The sequence below is a fragment of the Moraxella atlantae NBRC 14588 genome (assembly GCF_001591265.1).
Taxonomy (GTDB): domain Bacteria; phylum Pseudomonadota; class Gammaproteobacteria; order Pseudomonadales; family Moraxellaceae; genus Faucicola; species Faucicola atlantae.
This window is the reverse complement of the sequence record NZ_BCUL01000001.1, coordinates 194,503-214,050: the sequence shown is the minus strand read 5'-3', so window position 1 is coordinate 214,050 and position 19,548 is coordinate 194,503. Positions and strand designations below refer to the sequence as shown.

Below are 19,548 nucleotides of genomic sequence, written 5' to 3'. Positions count from 1 at the left end.
AGTCACGGCATACGTTAGACCAGTTTTGGTGTGGTCACGCCTGCCATTTTTTGCGCCACGCGCAACACTTGCGCGCTATAGCCCATTTCATTGTCATACCACAGGTACAAGTGCGCTTGATTGCCGCTGACGATGGTCGCTTTGGCATCAAAAATACTGGTTTCTTTCGCGCTGATATAGTCAGTTGAGACGGCATCGGGTGAGTCGGTGTAGTCGATTTGCGCGCTCCACTCGCTGCTGGTTGCGATTTGACGCATAAAGTTATTTAGCGTTTCAGCATCGGCAGGCGCACGGTCAAAGGTAACGTTCAATACCGCCAAGCTAACGTTTGGCGTTGGTACGCGGATTGAGTTACCTGTCAATTTGCCTTTAAGCGCAGGCAAGGCTTTGGCAACAGCTTTGGCAGCACCTGTTTCGGTGATAACCATGTTCATTGCTGCAGCACGTCCGCGACGCTCAGCTTTGTGGTAATTGTCTACCAAGTTTTGGTCATTGGTGTATGAGTGGATGGTTTCAACGTGCCCTGCTTGCACACCGTACTCGTCGTGCAATACCTTGAGTGCAGGCGTGATGGCATTGGTGGTGCAGCTTGCCGCGCTGATCAATTTGTCATCGGCTGTGATGTCGTTGTCGTTGACAGCAAATACGACGTTTTTCATGTCGCCTTTGCTCGGTGCGGTCAAAAGCACTTTGGCAACGCCTTGGCTTTGTAGATGCTTGGCAAGACCGTCTGGATCGCGCCATTTACCTGTGTTATCAATCACCAAAGCATTGTTGATGCCATATTGCGTGTAGTCAATCTGGCTCGGGTCATCGGCATAAATGACTTGGATGTACTGCCCGTTGGCAATAATAGCTTGGTTTTCCTCATCGGCAATCACCGTGCCATCAAACCAACCATGGACCGAGTCACGCTCTAATAACGAAACACGCTTGACAAGGTCATTGGCTTGGCTTTTGCGCACCACGATCGCGCGTAGGTTCAAGCCACGGCTTAGTCCGCTATCTTCAAGCATCAAACGGGTCAAAATCCGTCCGATACGTCCAAAACCATACAGCACCACATCGGTTGCGCCATCACTGCCTGTGCCTGCTTGCGCTTGGGCATCTGTGAGCACTTGCTGTGCGTCTGTGCCTTCGCTAAGACGCTGTGCCAAACGCCCGATATCCACTTGGCTGTTTTTGATATCACTGGCATTGAGCGCGTCTAATACTTGCAAAGCGTGTTGCAGTTCAACATCGCTTAGCTGCTGGGTACGCTGATAGGCCTGTGCAATGCGGCGCACATTGCTGTTGGTAACAGGACGGTCAAACAAACTGACCACAACGCTGCGGTCACGATACAGCTGATTGGCCGTAGCTAGCAATCGCTCTAGATTGGCAGTGTGGGTTTGGGCTTGGGCTTGGTGGTCTTGATGACGCTGGGTATAAGCGTTGGTCATTGGTCGTCCTTTTTATTACTAAATAAAAATGAAGAAAAAAAACAATCACTAAATGTAGCAAATGCGCTTTACAAAATAGTTTGGTGTTATTATAGCCAAAACCTGCGCCACTGTCAGCGGTTTTGTCACCGCTCACAGAGCATCAAGTAGGCGAATACCTGCCACACCGTAGCCATCATGAGCGCGCGCGGCGGCGATATCTGCTATGCCGATACCACCAAGCGCAAAAATCGGCACCTTACTGCTTGCCGCCAGATGACCAAAACCTTGCCAGCCCAGCGTTGGCGCGTCGGGATGGGTGGGCGTGGGCAAAACAGGCGATAAAAATGCCCCCATAACAGTATGGGTTTGTGCTAGCTGGTTTATCTTACTTAGGCTATCTGCATCATGGCAACTGGCAAAATAGCGGCAGGATGGCAGTAAATCTTGCGCCGTGCTGCCCATCAGCTGATGATGGTTAAGATGTAGCACCACATGGTTATGGTCACAACCAGGCCAAGCCAATTGACCAACCGCTTGATAGCTAAGCAAAAACGTCACATCAGGGCGGTTGGTATGCAACGCTTGCCACGCTGCAAGATATGCCTGTGTGCCGTCAGATTGTGCCAACACGCTAGGCAGGCGCACGTACAGCCATGCGTGTTGTGGCAGTTTGTGCGTATAAACATCGAGCCATGTATCAAACGTGGGCAAAGCATGGGTGGCAGCAGCGATATCACGGCTAATACCGATGACATTGGACAATGCCAACCAGTCCACAATCCGCGTATTGGCAGCAGGTAACGGATAATTACCTGCGCTGATATCGGCGCGTGTCGCCCATACCAACGCTTGCCCCTCGCTACCCTGCCCTTGCAGGCGTGTGTATTGCTCAGCCGTTGCCTGTGTATAAAATACGTGTAGGCTTACGCGTTGATCACCATAATCATGGCAAATCACACCCAATCGCGCCCAACCGTTATCTGCCATCTGAACGCCCAATTCCTCGTACACTTCACGCAACAAGGCTTGCCGTGGTGTTTCGCCTGTTTCGATTTTACCACCAACAAATTCAAAGCGATTACCTTGATGTTGGTGGGCATGGCGACGTGCCAACAGGTAGCGCGTTGGTGCGTTGGCGCTACTAAACGCGATGACCGCAACCGCCACGTTAATGAATTTAGTAGGGCTTAAGGTGGTTGGCATGCTAGTTCCTCACAGCGATCATACCGCTACGTAGCCATATTTATTTAAGCAAACTTTGCCCAAGCAAAATTTTTTGTTAAACGGCTTGACAGAGCGCAAATTATTAATGATAATCGTTATCAAATAAAAGCTATTTTATTCGCTTTGTCTAGCCAGCCATGCATAGGAGCCATCTGATGTATCATTTATTAAACCGCGTCATCCCGCAAGCCCAAACCGCCTTGCCAACTTTACAATCACAACATTTATTTGCCATGAGCAAGGAGATTCGCATTCAACACGGCGGCGAGGAGTATCGCCTACGCCTAACACGCAACAATCGCTTGATTTTAACCAAATAAACATTGATTTGATCAAACAAGCCAGTCCAAGTGCTGGCTTTTTTGTACAAAATAACAAGGATTATGGCGCGATCAGATTAAAAAAATGCGTACGATAATGGCGCAACTCGCGCACCGAGTCACGGATATCATCCAATGCCAAATGGCTGCCTTTTTTCTCAAAACTGGCTAAAATATCGGGGCGCCAGCGATAGGCAAGCTCTTTGACCGAGGACACATCCAGATTGCGGTAATGAAAAAACCGCTCAAGGGCTGGCATTTGACGTGCCAAAAAACGACGATCTTGGCACACCGAATTGCCACACATCGGTGAACGCCCTGCTTCGATATATTTGCTTAAAAAATTGATGGTTTCTTGCTCGGCGTGCGCCAATGTGATGTCACTGCGGCGAATGCGGTCAATCAAACCCGATTGCCCATGTTGGCGCGTGTTCCAATCGTCCATGGCATTAAGCACCAGCGCAGGGGTGGCAATGGCAAACACAGGACCTTCGGCAAGGATATTGAGCTCGCTATCGGTCACTAAGGTGGCAATTTCAATAATGGTATCGGTTTGGGTGTTGAGCCCTGTCATCTCAAGGTCAATCCAAACCAAGTTTTTGTTGTCAATCGGCATAATGTGGGGTCTTTTGTCTGGCGTATCGTGTCTTTTATAGCGCGACTTAGCACGATATTTTAGCACGATATTTTAGCACGGTATTGTAGGCACTTTGGCACGGCTTGGCAACTGCGGCAAAAACTGTATCAAAAATTGGCGCGGCTTTTGGTCACCCGTTTTAAGATTTGGCTACAAAATAACTGATTTTTTTGTGACCAATTTTAGGCTAAAATAGTTTGTTTGCTTTTATTTGGGTATCAAATCTAACAACATTGACCGCGGATAATTTTATCATGATGCAAGTAGTGCGTGTATGGCGTTAATTCGTAAGCGTAAACTCACCGACCAACAAAGCCGCCGTATCAAAAAACAGCAGCAAAACCAACAGGTTATTGACCAAGATGATTTGTTTGACGGCGTGGTCATCGCCAACTACGGTAAACAGCTAGAAGTACAAGCCACGTCCCTGCCCACACACTTGCCTAGCGCACCTTCGGTTGCCGAAGGCGAGCCGATTCCGTTTTGGCAACCGATTACGCTACACAGCGTGTGGCGTTGTCATGCGCGCACCAATTTGCCGCTGATTGCCACAGGTGACCGCGTGCGTTTAAGTGCTGACCCCAACACACGGCTTGGGCGTATCGAGGCATTGTACGAACGCCAAAACGTCATCACCCGTCCCGACCGCTACCATAAACTTAAACCCGTTGCCAGTAACGTTGATCTGTTGGCGATTGTCTTTGCGCCCTTGCCTGCCCCAGCGGCGCAGCTGATTGACCGTTATTTGGTGGTGTGTCATCACAGCGAGGTTACACCGCTGTTGGTGCTCAACAAAGCTGATTTGCTAGCCGCGCCCGAGTTTGACGATATTTTAACCCTGCTAAAAGAGTACCATGCGTTAGGCTATCACACGCTAACTACCCAAGCCAATGGCGATTTGAGCGCATTGCACGCGCAGGTAGCAGGCAAGACGGTGATTTTTGCTGGACAATCGGGAGTCGGCAAAAGTAGTCTTGCCAATCAACTACTACCCAATGCCGACCAAGCCGTAAACGCCATCTCAACGCTCTCACAGCTTGGACAACACACGACAACAACCAGCCGCTTATTGCCGTTTGTGCCAACAAATCTGCAACAAGGTGCGGTGATTGATACACCAGGAATTCGGGAGTATGGGCTGTGGCATCTGACCAGCGCCGATGTTTTGGCAGGCTTTATTGAGCTTGCGCCGTTAGCCAGTCAATGCCGCTTTCGCGATTGCCAGCACACCCCTGAGTCATTAGGCTGTGCGCTGTGGCATGCGGTAGAGCAAGGCGAAGTCTTGGCGCGACGGGTAGAAAGTTTGGTCACGTTGCAAGCTGAAGCACAAGCAGCGGTTTAGCGATCTTATTTGGCGTTTGGATCGGCATTTGGGTGGCTTTGCCAGCGCGCCACAAACCCGTTATAATACACCGATACGCTTATTTTTAACGCCCAACCAATTTAAATACGGGCACAAACGGGAGGTCAGATTGGAACGTTGGTTTGAGTTTATGGGGCGACACCCGTTTTTGTTTGGCACGTTGTTTGCTTTGATTGTCATGTATTTTATGCTAGAAACACGGCGTAGCGGCAAAAAAATCAGTCCCAACGCCATTGGCATGATGGTCAATGAGCAAAATGCCCAGCTCATCGATATTCGTAGTAAAAAAGAATTTGACGCAGGGCATATCAAAGGCAGCCGCAATATTCCATTCACTGATTTTAAAAACCATTTAGATAGTCTAAAAACCCAAAGTCAGCCTATCGTGGTGGTCTGTCAGATGGGTATGACCTCAGGTGCAGCGGTCGCCCTACTTGGCAAAGACAATGTGTATCGTTTAGATGGTGGTATTGCTAATTGGCAAGCGGCAGGTTTACCTTTGGTAAAATAAGACAAAATGCATTGACTTTTGGTGATTTACCGCTATGATGATTTAAGCAATTTTTGCTGATATTTTAATTATTTTAAACGAACAACCATGATATAAGGATGACTGTATGGCACACGTCAAAGTCTATACCACACCGATTTGCCCCTATTGCATGCAAGCCAAAACGTTACTTAAAAACAAAGGCGCAGATTTTGAGGAGATCGGTATGCACGATTTATCACCTGCCGACCGCCAAGCCTTGATGCAAAAAACCAACAATTACCGCACCGTACCGCAGATTTTTATTGGCGATACCTTTGTGGGTGGGTTTGACCAATTAGCTGCTTTAGAGCGTGAAGGCAAACTTGACGCTATGTTGGCGCAATAAATGTTGGCGCAATAAATAAATTTTACTCGATTAACCCTTTAATCACGGATATATAAAATCCATTTGGAGCATCCCATGACTGACCAAACCGACCTACCACAATTGGCACTTGAGCGTATTTATGTCAAAGATCTATCGCTTGAAGTGCCAGGTGCAGATGTTTTTACCCGTGAATGGCAACCTGAGCTTGACATCAACCTATCTAGCAGTGCAGAAAAACTCGATGATTTGCATTATCAAGTGGTTTTGACGGTCAATGTGACCGCTAATAATGGTGGCTCGGCGGCGTTTGTCGCGGAAGTTCATCAAGCGGGTATTTTCATGTTGCAAAATATCCCCGACGACCAATTGGGTGCAATTTTGGGCGCATATTGCCCGAACGTGCTATTCCCTTATGCGCGTGAGGTGGTCAGTGATATCGTCAATCGCGGTAGCTTCCCACAGTTGTTACTCGCGCCTGTCAATTTTGACCAAGCGTATGCACAAACTTTGGCACAGCAAGACCAAACCCAAACTGACGCAGACGATCATCATGCTTGATTGGACGTCAGCTTTTTGACTTCCTCCCCTCCCTAAAGTGAGGGGATTCCTTCTGCAAGACGGTGAAGCCCCACCGCAAACCTAAGACAATGGCAACCGCCCGTACGACACACCGTACATCTTAGGTTCTTATTTTAAGCTAATCCTACCGTTAGGATTGTCATAGACACGAATTAGCTTAAGTGTGTGTTTGGAAACGTCTTACCAGTTAAGTTACTGCGTACTCGCAATTTAGTCTTAACTTAACTGTGGAATGTAAGACATTGAATATAGTGAGATGAGTATAGCAAAACTCATCGCATTTAACAATTGCCTTATATCCACCGCCTGAAGTCGGTGGTTTTACGGCAACAGAGGATAAAGCATAGATAAAAAAGCGTTTGCCTGACTGCAAACGCTTTTTTATGGTCTAAACTTTTGTTGTTCAGCCAATATTATCGATTAAACAATTCCATCAATTCACGCGGGCTCATCTGATGTGGGTCTAGCTCTTGGGGCAATGGTTGGGCTTGATTGACCTGCCCTTGACGCTCACCCAAGATTACGGGGATTTGGCGTTGTTCATCACCGCGTTGTATGGTCAAAGTAATCGTGCTGTTTGGAGTTTTACGTGCCACCAGTTGAATCAGGCTGTTGGCATCGGTCAAAGTCTGTCCATCAAGCGCGGTGATAATATCGCCACGTTGTAGTCCTGCTTTGGCAGCAGGCCCATCGGGCAATACGTTCATCACTTCAATACCCGTTGCATCATCACTTAGCTTGGTTGGGTCTTTGGCACGACCTTGTAGTTCAATGCCCAACCAACCGCGGCTGACATGCCCTGTTTTAATCAGACTGTTCATGACGTTTTTGACGATATCGGTTGGGATGGCAAAACCAATCCCCATCGAGCCGCCCGAGCGCGAATAAATCGCTGTGTTAATACCGATCAGCTGGCCATAGGCATCGACCAACGCGCCACCTGAGTTACCAGGATTGATCGCGGCATCGGTTTGGATAAAGTTCTCAAAAGTATTAATGCCAAGCCCTGTGCGCCCTGTAGCAGAGATAATACCTTGCGTCACCGTCTGCCCCACCCCAAACGGGTTACCGATCGCTAACACAACATCACCAACATTAATCGGTGTTTCACGAAAACCAAGTGGTTTTAAGCCTGTTAAATCCACCTTGATAACCGCCACGTCGCTTTCAGGATCACTGCCAATCAAGCGCGCCGCTGCCTTGCGCCCGTCGTTGAGCATCACAACGATGTTATCAGCTTGGGCAATGACGTGAGCATTGGTGACGATATAACCATCTTGTGAAATAATCACGCCCGAACCAAGGTTGGTTTCCTCACCTTCGCTTGGCATGCCGTGGTACTCATAAAACCGTCGCATGACAGGGTCATTGGCGTAAGGATTACTGATTTTTTGTGTGGTGTAGATATTGACCACAGATTGCGCGGCGGTGGTGACGGCGTTGTGATAAGAGGCGACTAAGTTGGTCGCTGTATCGGGCACCGTTTGCGCAGGTACAGGCGTAGGTTTTGGCGGCTGCCAGTCGCTGGTGCTTGCGCTCTCAGATGAGTTTGCCTCCGTGGGCACGGCGGTGCTAGCAGACTGTAATGACAACGTGCCTTGGCTCAGTGCCCAGCCACCGCCCAATACCAGTGCGGCAAGCAGCGTCCACGGTACAACCACTGCCGCACTGAGCGATTTATGCCGTGGTGCTGGTGGCAATGTGGGGCTTGATTGGGTGGTGTGTTCATCATGCGGTGGCAGATTTGGACGTTGGGTCATTCGGTTTTCTCAGTTGGTTTTTGCGCTTTGCAAGCGTGGCGGTAATGGATTCCTAGTTGATACGTAAACAATCGATGAGCTGGCGCGTATTGTATGCCACCCAAATCTTACTGACAATTTAGTATTGGTTATAAATTGGTAGCATTTGGTGCAGGTGGTGGTTGGTAGATTTCGGCTTGATTAAGCGTCTGCCTCGCGTTGTGCGGTTTGTAAAAATTGATCCACCACCGCAAACTGTCCGCGTGTGCTGTCCTCAGCGTACATGGCTTGGCGAAACGCGTTGGAATTGACCAGCCCTGTGGTGTACCACGCGATATGTTTACGCGCGATCCGACAACCCGAATACTCGCCATAAAACGCATAAAGCTCGTCCAAATGCGCCAGCACAATATCGCGCAATTCTGCCACACTGGGCGCAGGCAAGTGTTCGCCTGTTTGCAAAAAATGCGCGATATCACGAAAAATCCACGGCTGCCCTTGCGCCGCACGCCCAATCATCACCGCATCTGCGCCCGTTTGTGCCAAAACCTGCGCCGCTTTGGGTGCGCTGTCGATATCACCATTCACAATAACAGGTATGCTTAGGCTATTTTTGACCTCGCTGATTAACTCATAGCGCGCCTGCCCTTGGTATTTATCCTCACGCGTGCGCCCATGAATGGCAATCGCAGCAATGCCTGCATCCTGCGCCAATTGGCTAACACGCAAAATATTTTCTTGCCCATTGGCAAAACCTAGCCGCGTTTTGAGCGTTACGGGCACATCAACCGCGCCCACCACTGCATCAAGCAGTCGCTTGACCAAATCCTCATCTTGCAGCAACGCCGAGCCTGCCAGTTTTTTACAGACTTTTTTGGCAGGACAACCCATGTTGATATCAATGATTTGCGCACCGTTGGCAACTTGATAACGCGCTGCCTCCGCCAGTTTGGTAGGCTCAGCACCCGCGATTTGTGCAGCAATCGGCGCGACCTCGCCGTCAAAATTGGCCCGAAACAGCGTTTTTTGGTGGGCAAATAAAGTTGCATCAGATGTCATCATTTCAGACACCGCGTGCCCTGCGCCAAAACGGCGGCATAGGCTACGAAACGGCTTGTCCGTCACGCCTGCCATCGGCGCAACGATTAAGCGATTGGCGATGGTTTGGCTGCCAATTTTTAGGGGAGTCAGTATGGGGTGTGGTGTAGACATAGACGGCGTAAAAATTGCTTATTTTACTGTGTTTAGCCAAACCAATAAAGCCAAATTAGCCAAAAAATGCATCAGCATATTGAATTTCAACATTGAGCGTATCATAGGTGGTATCTGATAAAACCCACACGCGCAGCGCACCATCGGGTACGTCAAATGGCGCAGTCAGACCCAATCTACCTACATGTTGGCAGCCAAATTTGGCGTAATAATCAGAATACCCAAGCACGACCACAGCAGGATAATCCAACGCTTGGATGAATTTGTGGGCGTGCTGAATCAATGCCGCACCAACGCCCTGCTTTTGGTAAGTGGGGTGCACGGATAACGGCGCAAGTGCCAACACCTTTGTGTCGTTGATCAAGGCCTGAAAAAACAATATGCCCGATGATTTCACCGTTTTTATAGTCAATCCTAAATTATAGTAAGCACCGTTTGCCCTGAGCTTGTCTAAGGGTAACGGTCGTTATGGTTCGACAGGCCTACCACGAACGAACCTGTTCGATATAATTCAGTTTTCACTATATGTTCTGCCACCAACGCCAATTTGGGCAAAAAAGCTGGATCTTGCCGCAAGCGTTCGACCAAAAATTGCTCTTGGTGATCGCTGTCATCAGCAGTAGCAAACGCTGTTTTGATCAGCGTATGAATGTGGGCAAAATCGCTGGGCTGTTCGCGGCGAATGCGATAATTTTTCATGCTAACTACTTGTTCTGACAAAAAATGACTTTACTTACAATTTTGACTATAATAGCAAGTTTTATCAGATTTGTGATATAAGCCAACCATGAGTAAAATTCCCGTTGTTGAAACCTTTGTGGATGAAAATCCTGCCAAAACCAACCTGCTTGGCATGAGTCAGGCGGCATTGGCAGCGTTTTTTGTCGGTTTGGGTGAAAAACCGTTTCGCGCCAATCAAGTGATGAAATGGATCTATCAATCTGGCGTGGATGATTTTTATCAGATGACCAATTTGTCCAAAAAATTGCAGGATAAATTGGCGCGCGTGGCAACCATCACACCACCGACGGTCAAGTTTAAAAAATTTAGCGAAGATGGCACGCGCAAGTGGGTGTTTGAAGTGGCGGGCGGCTCGTTAGTCGAGACCGTGCTGATCCCTGCCGATGACAACAAGCAATTTGGGCGCAAAACCTTGTGTATCTCATCGCAAGTTGGCTGCGCGCTTGATTGCGCGTTTTGTAGCACAGGCAAACAGGGCTTTGAGCGCGATTTATCCGCCAGTGAAATCATCGGGCAGCTGTGGGTCGCCAACCAATCTTACATGCAAGATATGCCCATCACTGAACGCCAAAACATGGTCACCAACGTGGTGATGATGGGCATGGGCGAGCCGCTGCTCAACTATGAACCTGTGGTCACCAGTATGCAGCTCATGCTCAGCGATTTTGGTTTTGGGCTGTCTAAACGCCGTGTGACGCTATCGACCTCAGGCATTGTGCCAAAAATGTATGATTTGGCAAAAGACATTGACGTGGCATTGGCAATCAGCCTACACGCGCCTAATGATGCGCTGCGCAACGAGCTGGTACCGATTAACAAAAAATATCCATTAGCCGACTTGATGGCAGCGGCAAAGGCGTATGTGTATGATGAAAATCCACGCCACAAAAAACATGTCACCATCGAATATGTCATGCTCAAAGACGTTAATGATACTGATGTGCACGCGCATGAATTGGTTGCACTGCTGCAAGATTTACCGTGCAAAATCAACTTAATACCGTTTAATCCCTTTAGCCACGCACCGTACGCACGTTCAAGTAACAACCGTATTCACGCCTTTAGCCAGATTTTAAGCCAAGCAGGGTTTGTTTGTACCGTGCGCCAAACCCGAGGCGATGACATCGACGCGGCGTGTGGGCAGTTGGTCGGGCAAGTTGCCGACAAAACCCGACGTGCCCAACGTTGGCAGCAGCGCGTCGCAAGTCATACAACCGCCTGATATCGGTCAAAGTAACGGCGCAAAATTTAGCAACGCTTTGTAAAGCGGTTGTTGTTGGCATGGCGTTTTGCTATAGTAGCGGGCTATAGCAGACAGTGTTTTGGGAATTTAACAATTTTGGCGAGGGTGTACCGCGGCATGAATATTGATCTATATAAAGATAAAGCGCGCGCATACCAGATGCAACACACAGCAAGCGGCTATTGGCTGCTTGTTGCGGCATTGGCAGGACTGATGTTTTTGCAAGCAGGCTGCGCCAGTCGCACCCCAGCCGCCGCGCCCACCACACAAACTGTCACCAGTAGCGACCCAAGCCGCCGTCGGCAAGACCCCAAAGAGATTGCCAAAGTCCGCACAGCAATTGCAGCAGAATTTATCCGTAACCATCAGCTTGACAATGCCAAACGCCAGCTTGAGGACGCGCTCAAAGCCGATCCGCGCTCAGCTGCCGCGTATGACATGATGGGTGTGTTGCTTCAGCAAGAAGGCAGCCCGATTAATCTACAAAAAGCTGAAAGCTATTTTTTAAAGGCATTGGCACTAGATCCTGATTATATGCAGGCGCACAATAACTACGGTGTGTACTTGGCGCAAATTGGGCGTAATGCTGAGGCGATTCGGCAATTTGAAATTGCAGGCGCGGCGTTGGGCTATGACGGACGCGCCAGTGCGCTAGAAAACTTGGGGCGCACCGCGTTAAAAGTCAATAACGTGCCGCTTGCCACCACGGCATTGTTAAAAGCTTTAGACGCTGATCGCACCAGTGTGATTGCGCGCACTGAGCTGGTGGATATTTTTTTACAGCAAAATCGCATCGCTGAAGCGCGTGAATTGCACAATGACCTACTGCGCTTGATGGCAGACAACCTTGATCCGCGCACCTTGCGCCAAGGCATTCAGTTGGCGCATTTGGCAGGCAACCGCAACCAAGAGCAGCAATACACCCGTCAGCTGTTTGACCGCTATCCGCTCAGCGATGAAGCGCGTCAGGTCAAAGGCTGGCTTGCCAACCCAACCGCTGCTTGGCGATAATTTTTAGCCACTTATTTTTAACCTTCAACCGATCAGTAATACGGATATTCGATGGACACGCAAGACAACGCCCGCACCCTTTCGCCAAGTTTTGAATCTAATGGTATGCCGCTGGGGCAACGGCTACGCCAAGCGCGTGAAGCCAAGGGCATCAGTCTTGAGCAAGCCTCCAGTCACACACATATTTTAAAGCGACATTTGGTGGCATTAGAAGCCAATGATTTTGCAGCTTTGCCCCAACCGACATTTGCGCGCGGCTTTGCCCAAAGCTATGCGCGGTTTTTGGGCTTGGACAAAGACGCGATCACCGAAAGCTTTGATCGTGAGTACCCAGCCCAGCTCAAAGAAAGCGCCAACATCGTGCGTGCGCCCGTTCAGCCGATGGGTACATTGCAGCGCGATGCTCGTCCAACATTGAAATTTAACCCGTTGATTTTGGTTGGTGTGTTGGTGGCGTTGGCATTGGCGTTTTTTGTGTTTCGTACTGTCACGCATGCGCACAAAGACACCGAGTCTCAGCCTGTCGATACCACGCTTACCCCACAAGAACAAGTCAGCGGCGCGGCGATTGACACCACAAGCAGCACCTTTAACAACAGTGGGTCAGCGATTGGCGATGCCACAGGGCTAAACAGCGCAGGCAGCGCGATTGATAACGCGACGTCAGCGGCAGTGGGTGCAGCAACACTGGATGTGTTGATTAAAAACCCGACCACCGTCAATATCACCGATGCGACGGGCAACGCCATCATGCAAGGGCAGCAAACCGCGGGCACGTATTCGCTCAGTGGTCAGCCGCCATTTAACGTTCAAATTGACAATGTTGATCGCGTAGGACTTGATTTAAACAGACAACCCATTAAATTAAGTCAATATGCGCAAAACGGACAAGCCAACTTTAGCCTTGCGCCGTAGCGTTTTTAAACCCTATTTAAAAAACCAAGGACAACTATGTCAAATCACAGCCCGATTCAGCGCCGTCCGACCAAAAAAATCTATGTTGGTAACGTTGCCGTGGGCGGCGATGCGCCAATTAGCGTACAAAGCATGACCAACACCGACACCTGTGATGTGGCAGCCACGGTGGCACAGATTGAACGCTGCGTGACGGCAGGTGCAGACTTCATGCGCGTTTCAACCCCAACGATGGACAGCGTCGCAGCGTTTGCTGAGATTAAAAAACAAGTCAGCGTGCCATTGGTGGCAGATATTCATTTTGATTACAAGATTGCATTGGCAGCCGCTGAGGCAGGCGCAGATTGTTTACGCATCAACCCTGGCAACATCGGCAGCGAGCAAAAGGTGCGTGAAGTCATCGCCGCAGCACGCCATCACGGCATCAGTATGCGCATTGGGGTCAATGCAGGTTCACTAGAAAAAGACTTGCAAAAAAAATACGGTGAGCCCACAGGTGAGGCGCTGCTTGAGTCTGCCTTGCGCCATATCGACATTTTAGAGCGCAATAACTTTGACCAATACAAAGTGTCGGTCAAAGCCAGTAATGTATTTTTGACACTTGACGCATACCGTTTGCTGTCGGCACAAATTGACAATCCGCTACACTTGGGTGTCACCGAAGCAGGCGTATACCGTACAGGTACGGTCAAATCAGCGATTGCGTTAGGCGGCTTGCTGCTTGATGGCATTGGCGATACCATGCGTATCTCACTGGCGGCAGAGCCTGAAGAAGAAATCAAAATCGGTTTTGACATCCTAAAATCATTGAATATCCGCAGCAATGGGGTGAATTTTATCGCCTGTCCTAGCTGCTCGCGGCAAGAATTTAACGTCATTGCGGTGATGACGGATCTAGAAAGTCGCCTAGAGGATATTCGCGAACCGATGGATGTATCAGTGATTGGCTGTAAGGTCAATGGACCGGGGGAGGCCAAAGAGGCCGATATTGGTGTGGTGGGTGCATCGCCCAATAGTTTGGTGTATAAAAATGGTGAAAAATCACATCTGATTGATACGACCAAATTAGCCGATGAGATTGAGGCGATGGTACGGGCTAAAGTCGCTGAACGGCAGGCCCAGCGCGCAAATGAGATTTTGCGTGTACAAAGTTAATCGATCAAAAGCCGCAAGATCCATCCTATAGACTTATTTTAGTGAACTTAGCTTTGTTAAAAAATAAGTTCACTAAACTTTAATCATCTGAGTGAATAATGAGCAATAAAATCACCGCGATTCGCGGCTTTAAGGACATCTTACCTGCAGCGACCAAAGAGACACGCTCGTCGGCGGAGTGGCGTTATGTCGAGTCTGTTTTAACCAGCGTACTTGATAGCTACGGTTATAGCCAAATCCGCTTGCCACTGGTTGAGGAAACCCAGCTGTTTGCCCGTGGCGTGGGCACGGATACCGACATCGTGGCAAAAGAGATGTTTGCTGTATCCTATCACGCTGACAACCAAACAGATAAAAACGATGAGACAGCCAGTTTTGCACTGCGCCCCGAAGGCACAGCAGGTGCGGTGCGTGCGGTCATCGAACACAACCTAACCCGTGGTGATACGCCCAAATTGTGGTATATGGGCGCGATGTTTCGCTATGAACGCCCACAAAAAGGACGCTATCGCCAATTTCACCAACTTGGTGTAGAAAGTTTTGGCAGCGAATTGCCCGATGCCGATGCAGAATTGATTGCCATGACCGCAACCATGTGGCGCAAACTTGGCATAGCCGAGCATTTGACTTTACAGCTTAACTCATTGGGTGAAGCCGACGAACGCCACGCCTATAAAGCCGCGTTGGTGGAATATCTTAATCAGCATTTTGACCAGCTTGATGAAGACAGCCAACGCCGCGTCACCACCAATCCGCTGCGCGTACTTGACAGTAAAATTGACAGCACGCAAGCCGTGTTACAAAACGCGCCGCGCCTTGCCGACTTTTTGGGTGAGGAATCTAAAGCGCATTTTGAGCAAGTCAAACACTATCTTGCCGCGCTCAACATTGCGTTTGAAATCAATGATAAACTGGTACGCGGATTGGATTATTACAACAAAACCGTGTTTGAATGGGTCACCGACAAACTGGGCAGCCAAGCCACGGTTTGCGGCGGTGGGCGCTATGACGGCTTGGTTGGAATCTTAAAAGGCAAGCCTGAGCAATCCGAGCCTGCGGTGGGCTTTGCCATGGGGCTTGAGCGTCTGCTACTGCTCATGGCAGAAGTCAATCCACAAGCCATGCCTGCCGATTGTGACGTGTTCGTCGTTGCGCAGCCTGAACTGTTTGCCCATGGTATGACGTATGCCCAAAACCTGCGCCAAGCGCGTCCTGACTTGCGCGTCAAGATGGCAAGCGCGACCAGTCTTAAAGCACAAATGAAAAAGGCGGACAAATCAGGCGCAGCGTTTACCATGATTTTGGCGCAAGATGAAATCGACAACGGCAAAGTCAGTGTTAAAAACATGGCGACAGGCGAGCAACGCCAATTCGACGCACATGATTGGCAATTTGATGCCGATGCCAGCCCACTCAACCAACACAGTTAAGGGAAAAAGTATGGCAAAAAATATTTCCCCGTTGGTTAAAACACCAAAAACCAACCTACCCGAGCAAGACGACCAACAGGCAATGCGCGCGCTCAAGCAGTACGGCGGCTATATCGTGCTGGCAATATTGCTTGCATTGGCGGGCTATTTTGGTTGGAATTACTGGCAACAGCATGGCGGACGTATCGACAGCCGCGCGATGACTGATTTTGCCAAAATTGAGCTTGACCAAACCCAACTTGATGATTTACAAAAATCATCAGCTGATGCGGCAAGCCATCAGCAACTGATGGCGGCTAAACAGCAACTGGCACAAGATTTGGATAATTTTATCAGCCAGCATGGCAACTCAGTGTATACCTGGCAAGCGTTGATCCAAAAAGCAGCGTTACAAGCCGATGCCAATGATTTTAAAGGTTCGGCAGCCACCCTGGCAAAAGCGCGTGAATTGAACATAAACGATGACGGGCTACAGGCAATTGCTACCTTGCGCTATGCCGAGGCGTTGCTTGCCGACAACCAACCCGATGCAGCAGCGCAAGCCCTACAAACGCCTATGCCTGCTGCGTTTGATATCAGCAAAAATGAGCTGCTTGGTGATATTGCATTGCAACGCGGTGATAAAGCACAGGCAAGTAAATTGTACCAACAAGCATGGCAGGGGCTACAGACGCGTAACCAAAACAATGCCGTGCCACAAGACCGCGCCTTATTGCGTGTAAAAATGGAGAGCTTGGGCTTAACCGTTCAACAGCCTGACCCAACAGGTGGGGTGATTGTTCAATCCGAACCTGCCCAAGCGTCATCCAATGCAGTCGCGGCTGAACCTAGCGCGAGCAGTAACGCAGCATCCGCCAGCACGCCAGCGGTAACTAGCGCGGCGGCGCAACCTTAATCAGCCTAGCTGCACGTTGATTTGGTCTAACCTACCGACGGATTAACAGGCAGTGCTATTTATTTAAAGTTTTTGAGGGCGTTGTATGACCCAGCGATACATCAATTCGTATTCACCTTATCCTACAGCTGTCACGCGCCGACCAGCGGTAGCCCTACCGCGCGCGGCTTATACTGTGCTGTTATCTGCACTACTCGGCATGGGCAGTTTAAGCGGCTGTAGTTATTTTAAAAAATCTGAGCCCATCAACCCACCTGCCGCCTTGGTACAAATCAATAACCCACAGCCCATGCTCGCGCCTGCGTTTTATCACGCTGCGCCGACAGGCAAACGACGTTTTGGCTGGGGCAATGGCAAAACCAGCGCGGTCAAACCATCAAAAAAACACGGCGCGACCCAAACAGGCGCAGGCTTGCAAGTTGCCAGCGATACAAACGGTTTTGTCAGTGCCGCAAGCCATGGTATCGTGACGGCTATCAATCCACAAGGGCAAACCCAGTGGCAAATCAGCTTACCCAATGCCATCACAGGTGGCGTAAGTCTTGACAACACAAACGGCAATGTGTTGGTCAGTGACCGCGCAGGTAAGGTGATCGCGCTTGAACGCACAACCGGCAAAACCCGTTGGCAAACGCAGCTTGCCAGCCCTGTGATGTCGCCTGTATTGGTCAGTGGCGCGCGCATTGTTGCCTTGAGTAACAGCGGTGTAGTCACTGCCCTTGATCGCCAAACAGGACAAGTGGTCTGGCAGTTTGCCACCCAAAATCCAAATCTCAGCCTACGTGGTGCTGCTAGCCCCATCGCGTTGGATGCAACCACGGCATTGGTTTCAACCGCAGATGGACGCGTGCACGGTATTACGCTTGCCAACGGTACGCCGTTGTGGTCGCGGCGCATCAGCCAAGTTCGCGGTGCCAGCGATATTGACCGTCTAGCTGATATTGATGCAACGCCTGTGTTTGAAGGCACGACACTTTACACCATCAGCTACAGTGGGCAGCTCGTGGCGGTGGATTTGGCAACGGGGCAGCTTTTATTTACCCAAGATGTTGCCAGTTTAAAATCTGTCGCGCTTGATGGTGATAGCCTCTACGCCACGACTCTCGATGGTAAATTGCTGTGCTTAGATAAAGTCACAGGTACGCTGCATTGGCAAAGCGATACCCTTGCCTACCGTGGGCTCAGTAACGCCGTCGCTACGCCGCGCGCGGTCTTGGTCGGTGATGTGTATGGCTATATCCACGCCTTTGACAAAGCTACGGGCAACCCGATTGACCGCCAACAAGCCCGTCACGCCGTCACCCATTTACAACTTGAGGGCAGCCGCCTGTTGGCGACAGACAATGATGGCAGCTTTAGCGTGTGGCAGGTGCGTCTATGAAACCAGTAATTGCACTGATCGGTCGTCCAAACGTCGGCAAATCAACGTTGTTTAACCAACTTACGCGCAGCCGCCAAGCACTGGTGGCGGATTTGGCAGGTTTGACGCGTGACCGTCAATACGGTGAGGTCAATTTTGAGGGCAAGTCGTTTATTGTGGTTGATACAGGCGGTATCGGCGAGCAAGACGATGGCACAGGCGCGATTGATGACTACATGGCAGCGCAGTCGCAAACTGCGATTGAAGAGGCTGACCGTATCATTTTTGTGGTCGATAGCCGTGCAGGGATTACCAGCGCCGATAGCAACATTGCCAAACAGCTACACACCTTGGGCAAACCTGTGATTTTGGTTGCCAACAAAATCGACGGTGTGCATGAGGCGGCGACCAGTGAGTTTTTCGCGCTGGGTTTTGGTGAACCACAGCCGCTTGCTGCTAGCCATGGACGCGGTGTCACCAACCTGCTTGAAACCCTAACCGCGGATTTGCCCGAACAAAACACAGCAGAACAAATACCTGAAGGTATGCGTATTGCCATCATCGGGCGACCCAACGTTGGCAAATCCACGCTGGTCAATCGTATGTTGGGTGAAGACCGCGTGGTGACGTTTGACATGCCTGGCACAACACGCGATAGCATTTATATCCCGTTTGAACGCGCAGGCAAGCACTATGTGCTAATTGACACGGCAGGTGTGCGCCGCCGTGGACGCATTGATGAAAAAGTTGAAAAGTTTTCGGTAATCAAAACCCTACAGGCGATCAAAGACGCGCAGGTAGTGATTTTAGTCATTGATGCGCAAGAATCCATCACTGACCAAGATTTACATTTGTTGGGTTTCGCGCTAGAAGCAGGGCGTGCGGTGGTAATTGCCATCAACAAATGGGATGGCTTATCCGATGAGCAAAAAAACTGGATCAAGTCTGAAATGGATCGGCGGTTTCATTTTATCCCTTACATCAAGACGCATTTTATCTCGGCACTACATGGCACAGGCGTGGGCTCGCTGTACCCGTCGATTGCGCGTGCATATGCCTCGGCGACGCTTGATATCTCAACCAGCCGCTTGACGCAGATTTTGCAGGATGCGGTGGGTGCGCATCCACCGCCCATGGTGGGTGGGCGACGGATCAAGCTACGTTTTGCCCACTTGGGCGGACATAATCCACCGATTGTGGTGATCCACGGCAACCAAACCGACCAAGTGCCCAATAGCTATCGGCGTTATTTAGAAAATGAGTTTCGCAAGGTATTTAAGCTTGAAGGTACGCCGATTCGCGTTGAATTTAAACAAAATGCCAACCCGTATGCCGGGCGCAAAAGTAAAAGTAGCCTGACCGAGGCCCAACAAGCGCGCAAGCGGCGGCAGATTCAAAAGTTCAAACAGCGCGATAAAAAACGCTAAACTAGCGCAACTT

The 19,548-nt window shown here is 49.9% G+C and carries 20 protein-coding genes; 13 read left to right on the top strand and 7 right to left on the bottom strand.

Features of this window, described 5'->3' with window-relative positions; genetic code table 11:
- Positions 1-14: 14 nt before the first annotated feature.
- Together MA2_RS00950 and MA2_RS00945 are read right to left on the bottom strand one after the other, a co-directional pair.
- Positions 15-1,442, bottom strand: a complete 1,428-nt coding sequence (locus MA2_RS00950) for a glyceraldehyde-3-phosphate dehydrogenase (protein ID WP_067055068.1) — start codon at positions 1,440-1,442, stop codon at positions 15-17.
- A 132-nt stretch (positions 1,443-1,574) separates the two neighbouring features.
- Positions 1,575-2,627, bottom strand: a complete 1,053-nt coding sequence (locus tag MA2_RS00945; RefSeq protein WP_067055065.1) for an NUDIX domain-containing protein — start codon at positions 2,625-2,627, stop codon at positions 1,575-1,577.
- Positions 2,628-2,803: 176 nt separating this feature from the next.
- Here MA2_RS00945 and hemP point away from each other — a divergent pair, with 176 nt between their 5' ends.
- Complete coding sequence (gene hemP, locus MA2_RS10805) at positions 2,804-2,968, top strand: hemin uptake protein HemP (protein ID WP_079352160.1); 165 nt, start codon at positions 2,804-2,806, stop codon at positions 2,966-2,968.
- Between the two features lie 61 nt (positions 2,969-3,029).
- On the opposite strand, the gene orn is transcribed toward hemP, so the two are convergent.
- The gene (gene orn, locus MA2_RS00940) at positions 3,030-3,584 is read right to left on the bottom strand and encodes an oligoribonuclease (RefSeq protein WP_067055062.1); all 555 of its coding nucleotides are present in this window, start codon (positions 3,582-3,584) and stop codon (positions 3,030-3,032) included.
- A gap of 295 nt (positions 3,585-3,879) precedes the next feature.
- On the opposite strand from orn, the gene rsgA reads away from it, so the two are divergent.
- From rsgA to secB, 4 genes are all read left to right on the top strand, one after another.
- Positions 3,880-4,947, top strand: a complete 1,068-nt coding sequence (gene rsgA, locus MA2_RS00935) for a ribosome small subunit-dependent GTPase A (RefSeq protein WP_067055059.1) — start codon at positions 3,880-3,882, stop codon at positions 4,945-4,947.
- A 130-nt stretch (positions 4,948-5,077) separates the two neighbouring features.
- On the top strand, positions 5,078-5,479 hold the full coding sequence (locus MA2_RS00930) for a rhodanese-like domain-containing protein (RefSeq protein WP_067055410.1): 402 nt from the start codon (positions 5,078-5,080) through the stop codon (positions 5,477-5,479).
- 106 nt (positions 5,480-5,585) lie between these two features.
- On the top strand, positions 5,586-5,846 hold the full coding sequence (grxC, locus tag MA2_RS00925) for a glutaredoxin 3 (protein ID WP_067055056.1): 261 nt from the start codon (positions 5,586-5,588) through the stop codon (positions 5,844-5,846).
- A 75-nt stretch (positions 5,847-5,921) separates the two neighbouring features.
- Positions 5,922-6,386: a protein-export chaperone SecB gene (secB, locus tag MA2_RS00920; protein WP_067055053.1), complete on the top strand. Its 465-nt coding sequence runs from the start codon at positions 5,922-5,924 to the stop codon at positions 6,384-6,386.
- A gap of 434 nt (positions 6,387-6,820) precedes the next feature.
- On the opposite strand, the gene MA2_RS00915 is transcribed toward secB, so the two are convergent.
- From MA2_RS00915 to MA2_RS00900, 4 genes are all read right to left on the bottom strand, one after another.
- Positions 6,821-8,167 (bottom strand): S1C family serine protease, encoded by a 1,347-nt coding sequence (locus MA2_RS00915; RefSeq protein ID WP_079352161.1) that lies wholly within the window; start codon positions 8,165-8,167, stop codon positions 6,821-6,823.
- Between the two features lie 180 nt (positions 8,168-8,347).
- Complete coding sequence (dusB, locus tag MA2_RS00910; protein WP_067055051.1) at positions 8,348-9,358, bottom strand: tRNA dihydrouridine synthase DusB; 1,011 nt, start codon at positions 9,356-9,358, stop codon at positions 8,348-8,350.
- A gap of 55 nt (positions 9,359-9,413) precedes the next feature.
- Positions 9,414-9,755: a GNAT family N-acetyltransferase gene (locus MA2_RS00905; protein WP_067055048.1), complete on the bottom strand. Its 342-nt coding sequence runs from the start codon at positions 9,753-9,755 to the stop codon at positions 9,414-9,416.
- Positions 9,756-9,808: 53 nt separating this feature from the next.
- On the bottom strand, positions 9,809-10,057 hold the full coding sequence (locus tag MA2_RS00900; RefSeq protein ID WP_067055045.1) for a GNAT family N-acetyltransferase: 249 nt from the start codon (positions 10,055-10,057) through the stop codon (positions 9,809-9,811).
- Positions 10,058-10,145: 88 nt separating this feature from the next.
- Between MA2_RS00900 and rlmN the strand changes: the two genes are divergently transcribed.
- The 8 genes from rlmN to der all read left to right on the top strand — a co-directional run bounded on the left by rlmN (position 10,146) and on the right by der (position 19,535).
- The gene (gene rlmN / locus MA2_RS00895; RefSeq protein WP_067055042.1) at positions 10,146-11,321 is read left to right on the top strand and encodes a dual-specificity RNA methyltransferase RlmN; all 1,176 of its coding nucleotides are present in this window, start codon (positions 10,146-10,148) and stop codon (positions 11,319-11,321) included.
- Positions 11,322-11,459: 138 nt separating this feature from the next.
- A complete protein-coding gene (gene pilW, locus MA2_RS00890) occupies positions 11,460-12,353 on the top strand; it encodes a type IV pilus biogenesis/stability protein PilW (protein ID WP_067055039.1) in 894 nt (297 codons plus the stop codon).
- 51 nt (positions 12,354-12,404) lie between these two features.
- Positions 12,405-13,268: a RodZ domain-containing protein gene (locus tag MA2_RS00885; protein WP_067055036.1), complete on the top strand. Its 864-nt coding sequence runs from the start codon at positions 12,405-12,407 to the stop codon at positions 13,266-13,268.
- A gap of 36 nt (positions 13,269-13,304) precedes the next feature.
- Positions 13,305-14,423, top strand: a complete 1,119-nt coding sequence (ispG, locus tag MA2_RS00880; RefSeq protein ID WP_067055033.1) for a flavodoxin-dependent (E)-4-hydroxy-3-methylbut-2-enyl-diphosphate synthase — start codon at positions 13,305-13,307, stop codon at positions 14,421-14,423.
- Between the two features lie 98 nt (positions 14,424-14,521).
- Positions 14,522-15,853, top strand: a complete 1,332-nt coding sequence (hisS, locus tag MA2_RS00875; protein ID WP_067055030.1) for a histidine--tRNA ligase — start codon at positions 14,522-14,524, stop codon at positions 15,851-15,853.
- A gap of 10 nt (positions 15,854-15,863) precedes the next feature.
- On the top strand, positions 15,864-16,748 hold the full coding sequence (locus MA2_RS00870) for a YfgM family protein (RefSeq protein ID WP_067055028.1): 885 nt from the start codon (positions 15,864-15,866) through the stop codon (positions 16,746-16,748).
- 85 nt (positions 16,749-16,833) lie between these two features.
- Positions 16,834-18,129, top strand: a complete 1,296-nt coding sequence (locus MA2_RS00865) for an outer membrane protein assembly factor BamB (protein WP_067055025.1) — start codon at positions 16,834-16,836, stop codon at positions 18,127-18,129.
- Positions 18,126-19,535: a ribosome biogenesis GTPase Der gene (der, locus tag MA2_RS00860; RefSeq protein WP_067055022.1), complete on the top strand. Its 1,410-nt coding sequence runs from the start codon at positions 18,126-18,128 to the stop codon at positions 19,533-19,535. The genes MA2_RS00865 and der overlap by 4 nt, the downstream gene beginning before the upstream one ends.
- Positions 19,536-19,548 lie beyond the last annotated feature (13 nt).

Excerpts from the sequence above, each read along its gene's own strand:
- hisS (WP_067055030.1), top strand. The coding sequence starts at position 14,522 with ATGAGCAATAAAATCACCGCGATTCGCGGCTTTAAGGACATCTTACCT.
- MA2_RS00945 (WP_067055065.1), bottom strand. The coding sequence starts at position 2,627 with ATGCCAACCACCTTAAGCCCTACTAAATTCATTAACGTGGCGGTTGCG.
- hemP (WP_079352160.1), top strand. The coding sequence starts at position 2,804 with ATGTATCATTTATTAAACCGCGTCATCCCGCAAGCCCAAACCGCCTTG.
- pilW (WP_067055039.1), top strand. The coding sequence starts at position 11,460 with ATGAATATTGATCTATATAAAGATAAAGCGCGCGCATACCAGATGCAA.
- ispG (WP_067055033.1), top strand. The coding sequence starts at position 13,305 with ATGTCAAATCACAGCCCGATTCAGCGCCGTCCGACCAAAAAAATCTAT.
- MA2_RS00900 (WP_067055045.1), bottom strand. The coding sequence starts at position 10,057 with ATGAAAAATTATCGCATTCGCCGCGAACAGCCCAGCGATTTTGCCCAC.
- dusB (WP_067055051.1), bottom strand. The coding sequence starts at position 9,358 with ATGTCTACACCACACCCCATACTGACTCCCCTAAAAATTGGCAGCCAA.
- MA2_RS00950 (WP_067055068.1), bottom strand. The coding sequence starts at position 1,442 with ATGACCAACGCTTATACCCAGCGTCATCAAGACCACCAAGCCCAAGCC.
- MA2_RS00915 (WP_079352161.1), bottom strand. The coding sequence starts at position 8,167 with ATGACCCAACGTCCAAATCTGCCACCGCATGATGAACACACCACCCAA.
- MA2_RS00870 (WP_067055028.1), top strand. The coding sequence starts at position 15,864 with ATGGCAAAAAATATTTCCCCGTTGGTTAAAACACCAAAAACCAACCTA.
- MA2_RS00885 (WP_067055036.1), top strand. The coding sequence starts at position 12,405 with ATGGACACGCAAGACAACGCCCGCACCCTTTCGCCAAGTTTTGAATCT.
- orn (WP_067055062.1), bottom strand. The coding sequence starts at position 3,584 with ATGCCGATTGACAACAAAAACTTGGTTTGGATTGACCTTGAGATGACA.
- grxC (WP_067055056.1), top strand. The coding sequence starts at position 5,586 with ATGGCACACGTCAAAGTCTATACCACACCGATTTGCCCCTATTGCATG.
- rsgA (WP_067055059.1), top strand. The coding sequence starts at position 3,880 with ATGGCGTTAATTCGTAAGCGTAAACTCACCGACCAACAAAGCCGCCGT.
- rlmN (WP_067055042.1), top strand. The coding sequence starts at position 10,146 with ATGAGTAAAATTCCCGTTGTTGAAACCTTTGTGGATGAAAATCCTGCC.
- MA2_RS00865 (WP_067055025.1), top strand. The coding sequence starts at position 16,834 with ATGACCCAGCGATACATCAATTCGTATTCACCTTATCCTACAGCTGTC.
- der (WP_067055022.1), top strand. The coding sequence starts at position 18,126 with ATGAAACCAGTAATTGCACTGATCGGTCGTCCAAACGTCGGCAAATCA.
- secB (WP_067055053.1), top strand. The coding sequence starts at position 5,922 with ATGACTGACCAAACCGACCTACCACAATTGGCACTTGAGCGTATTTAT.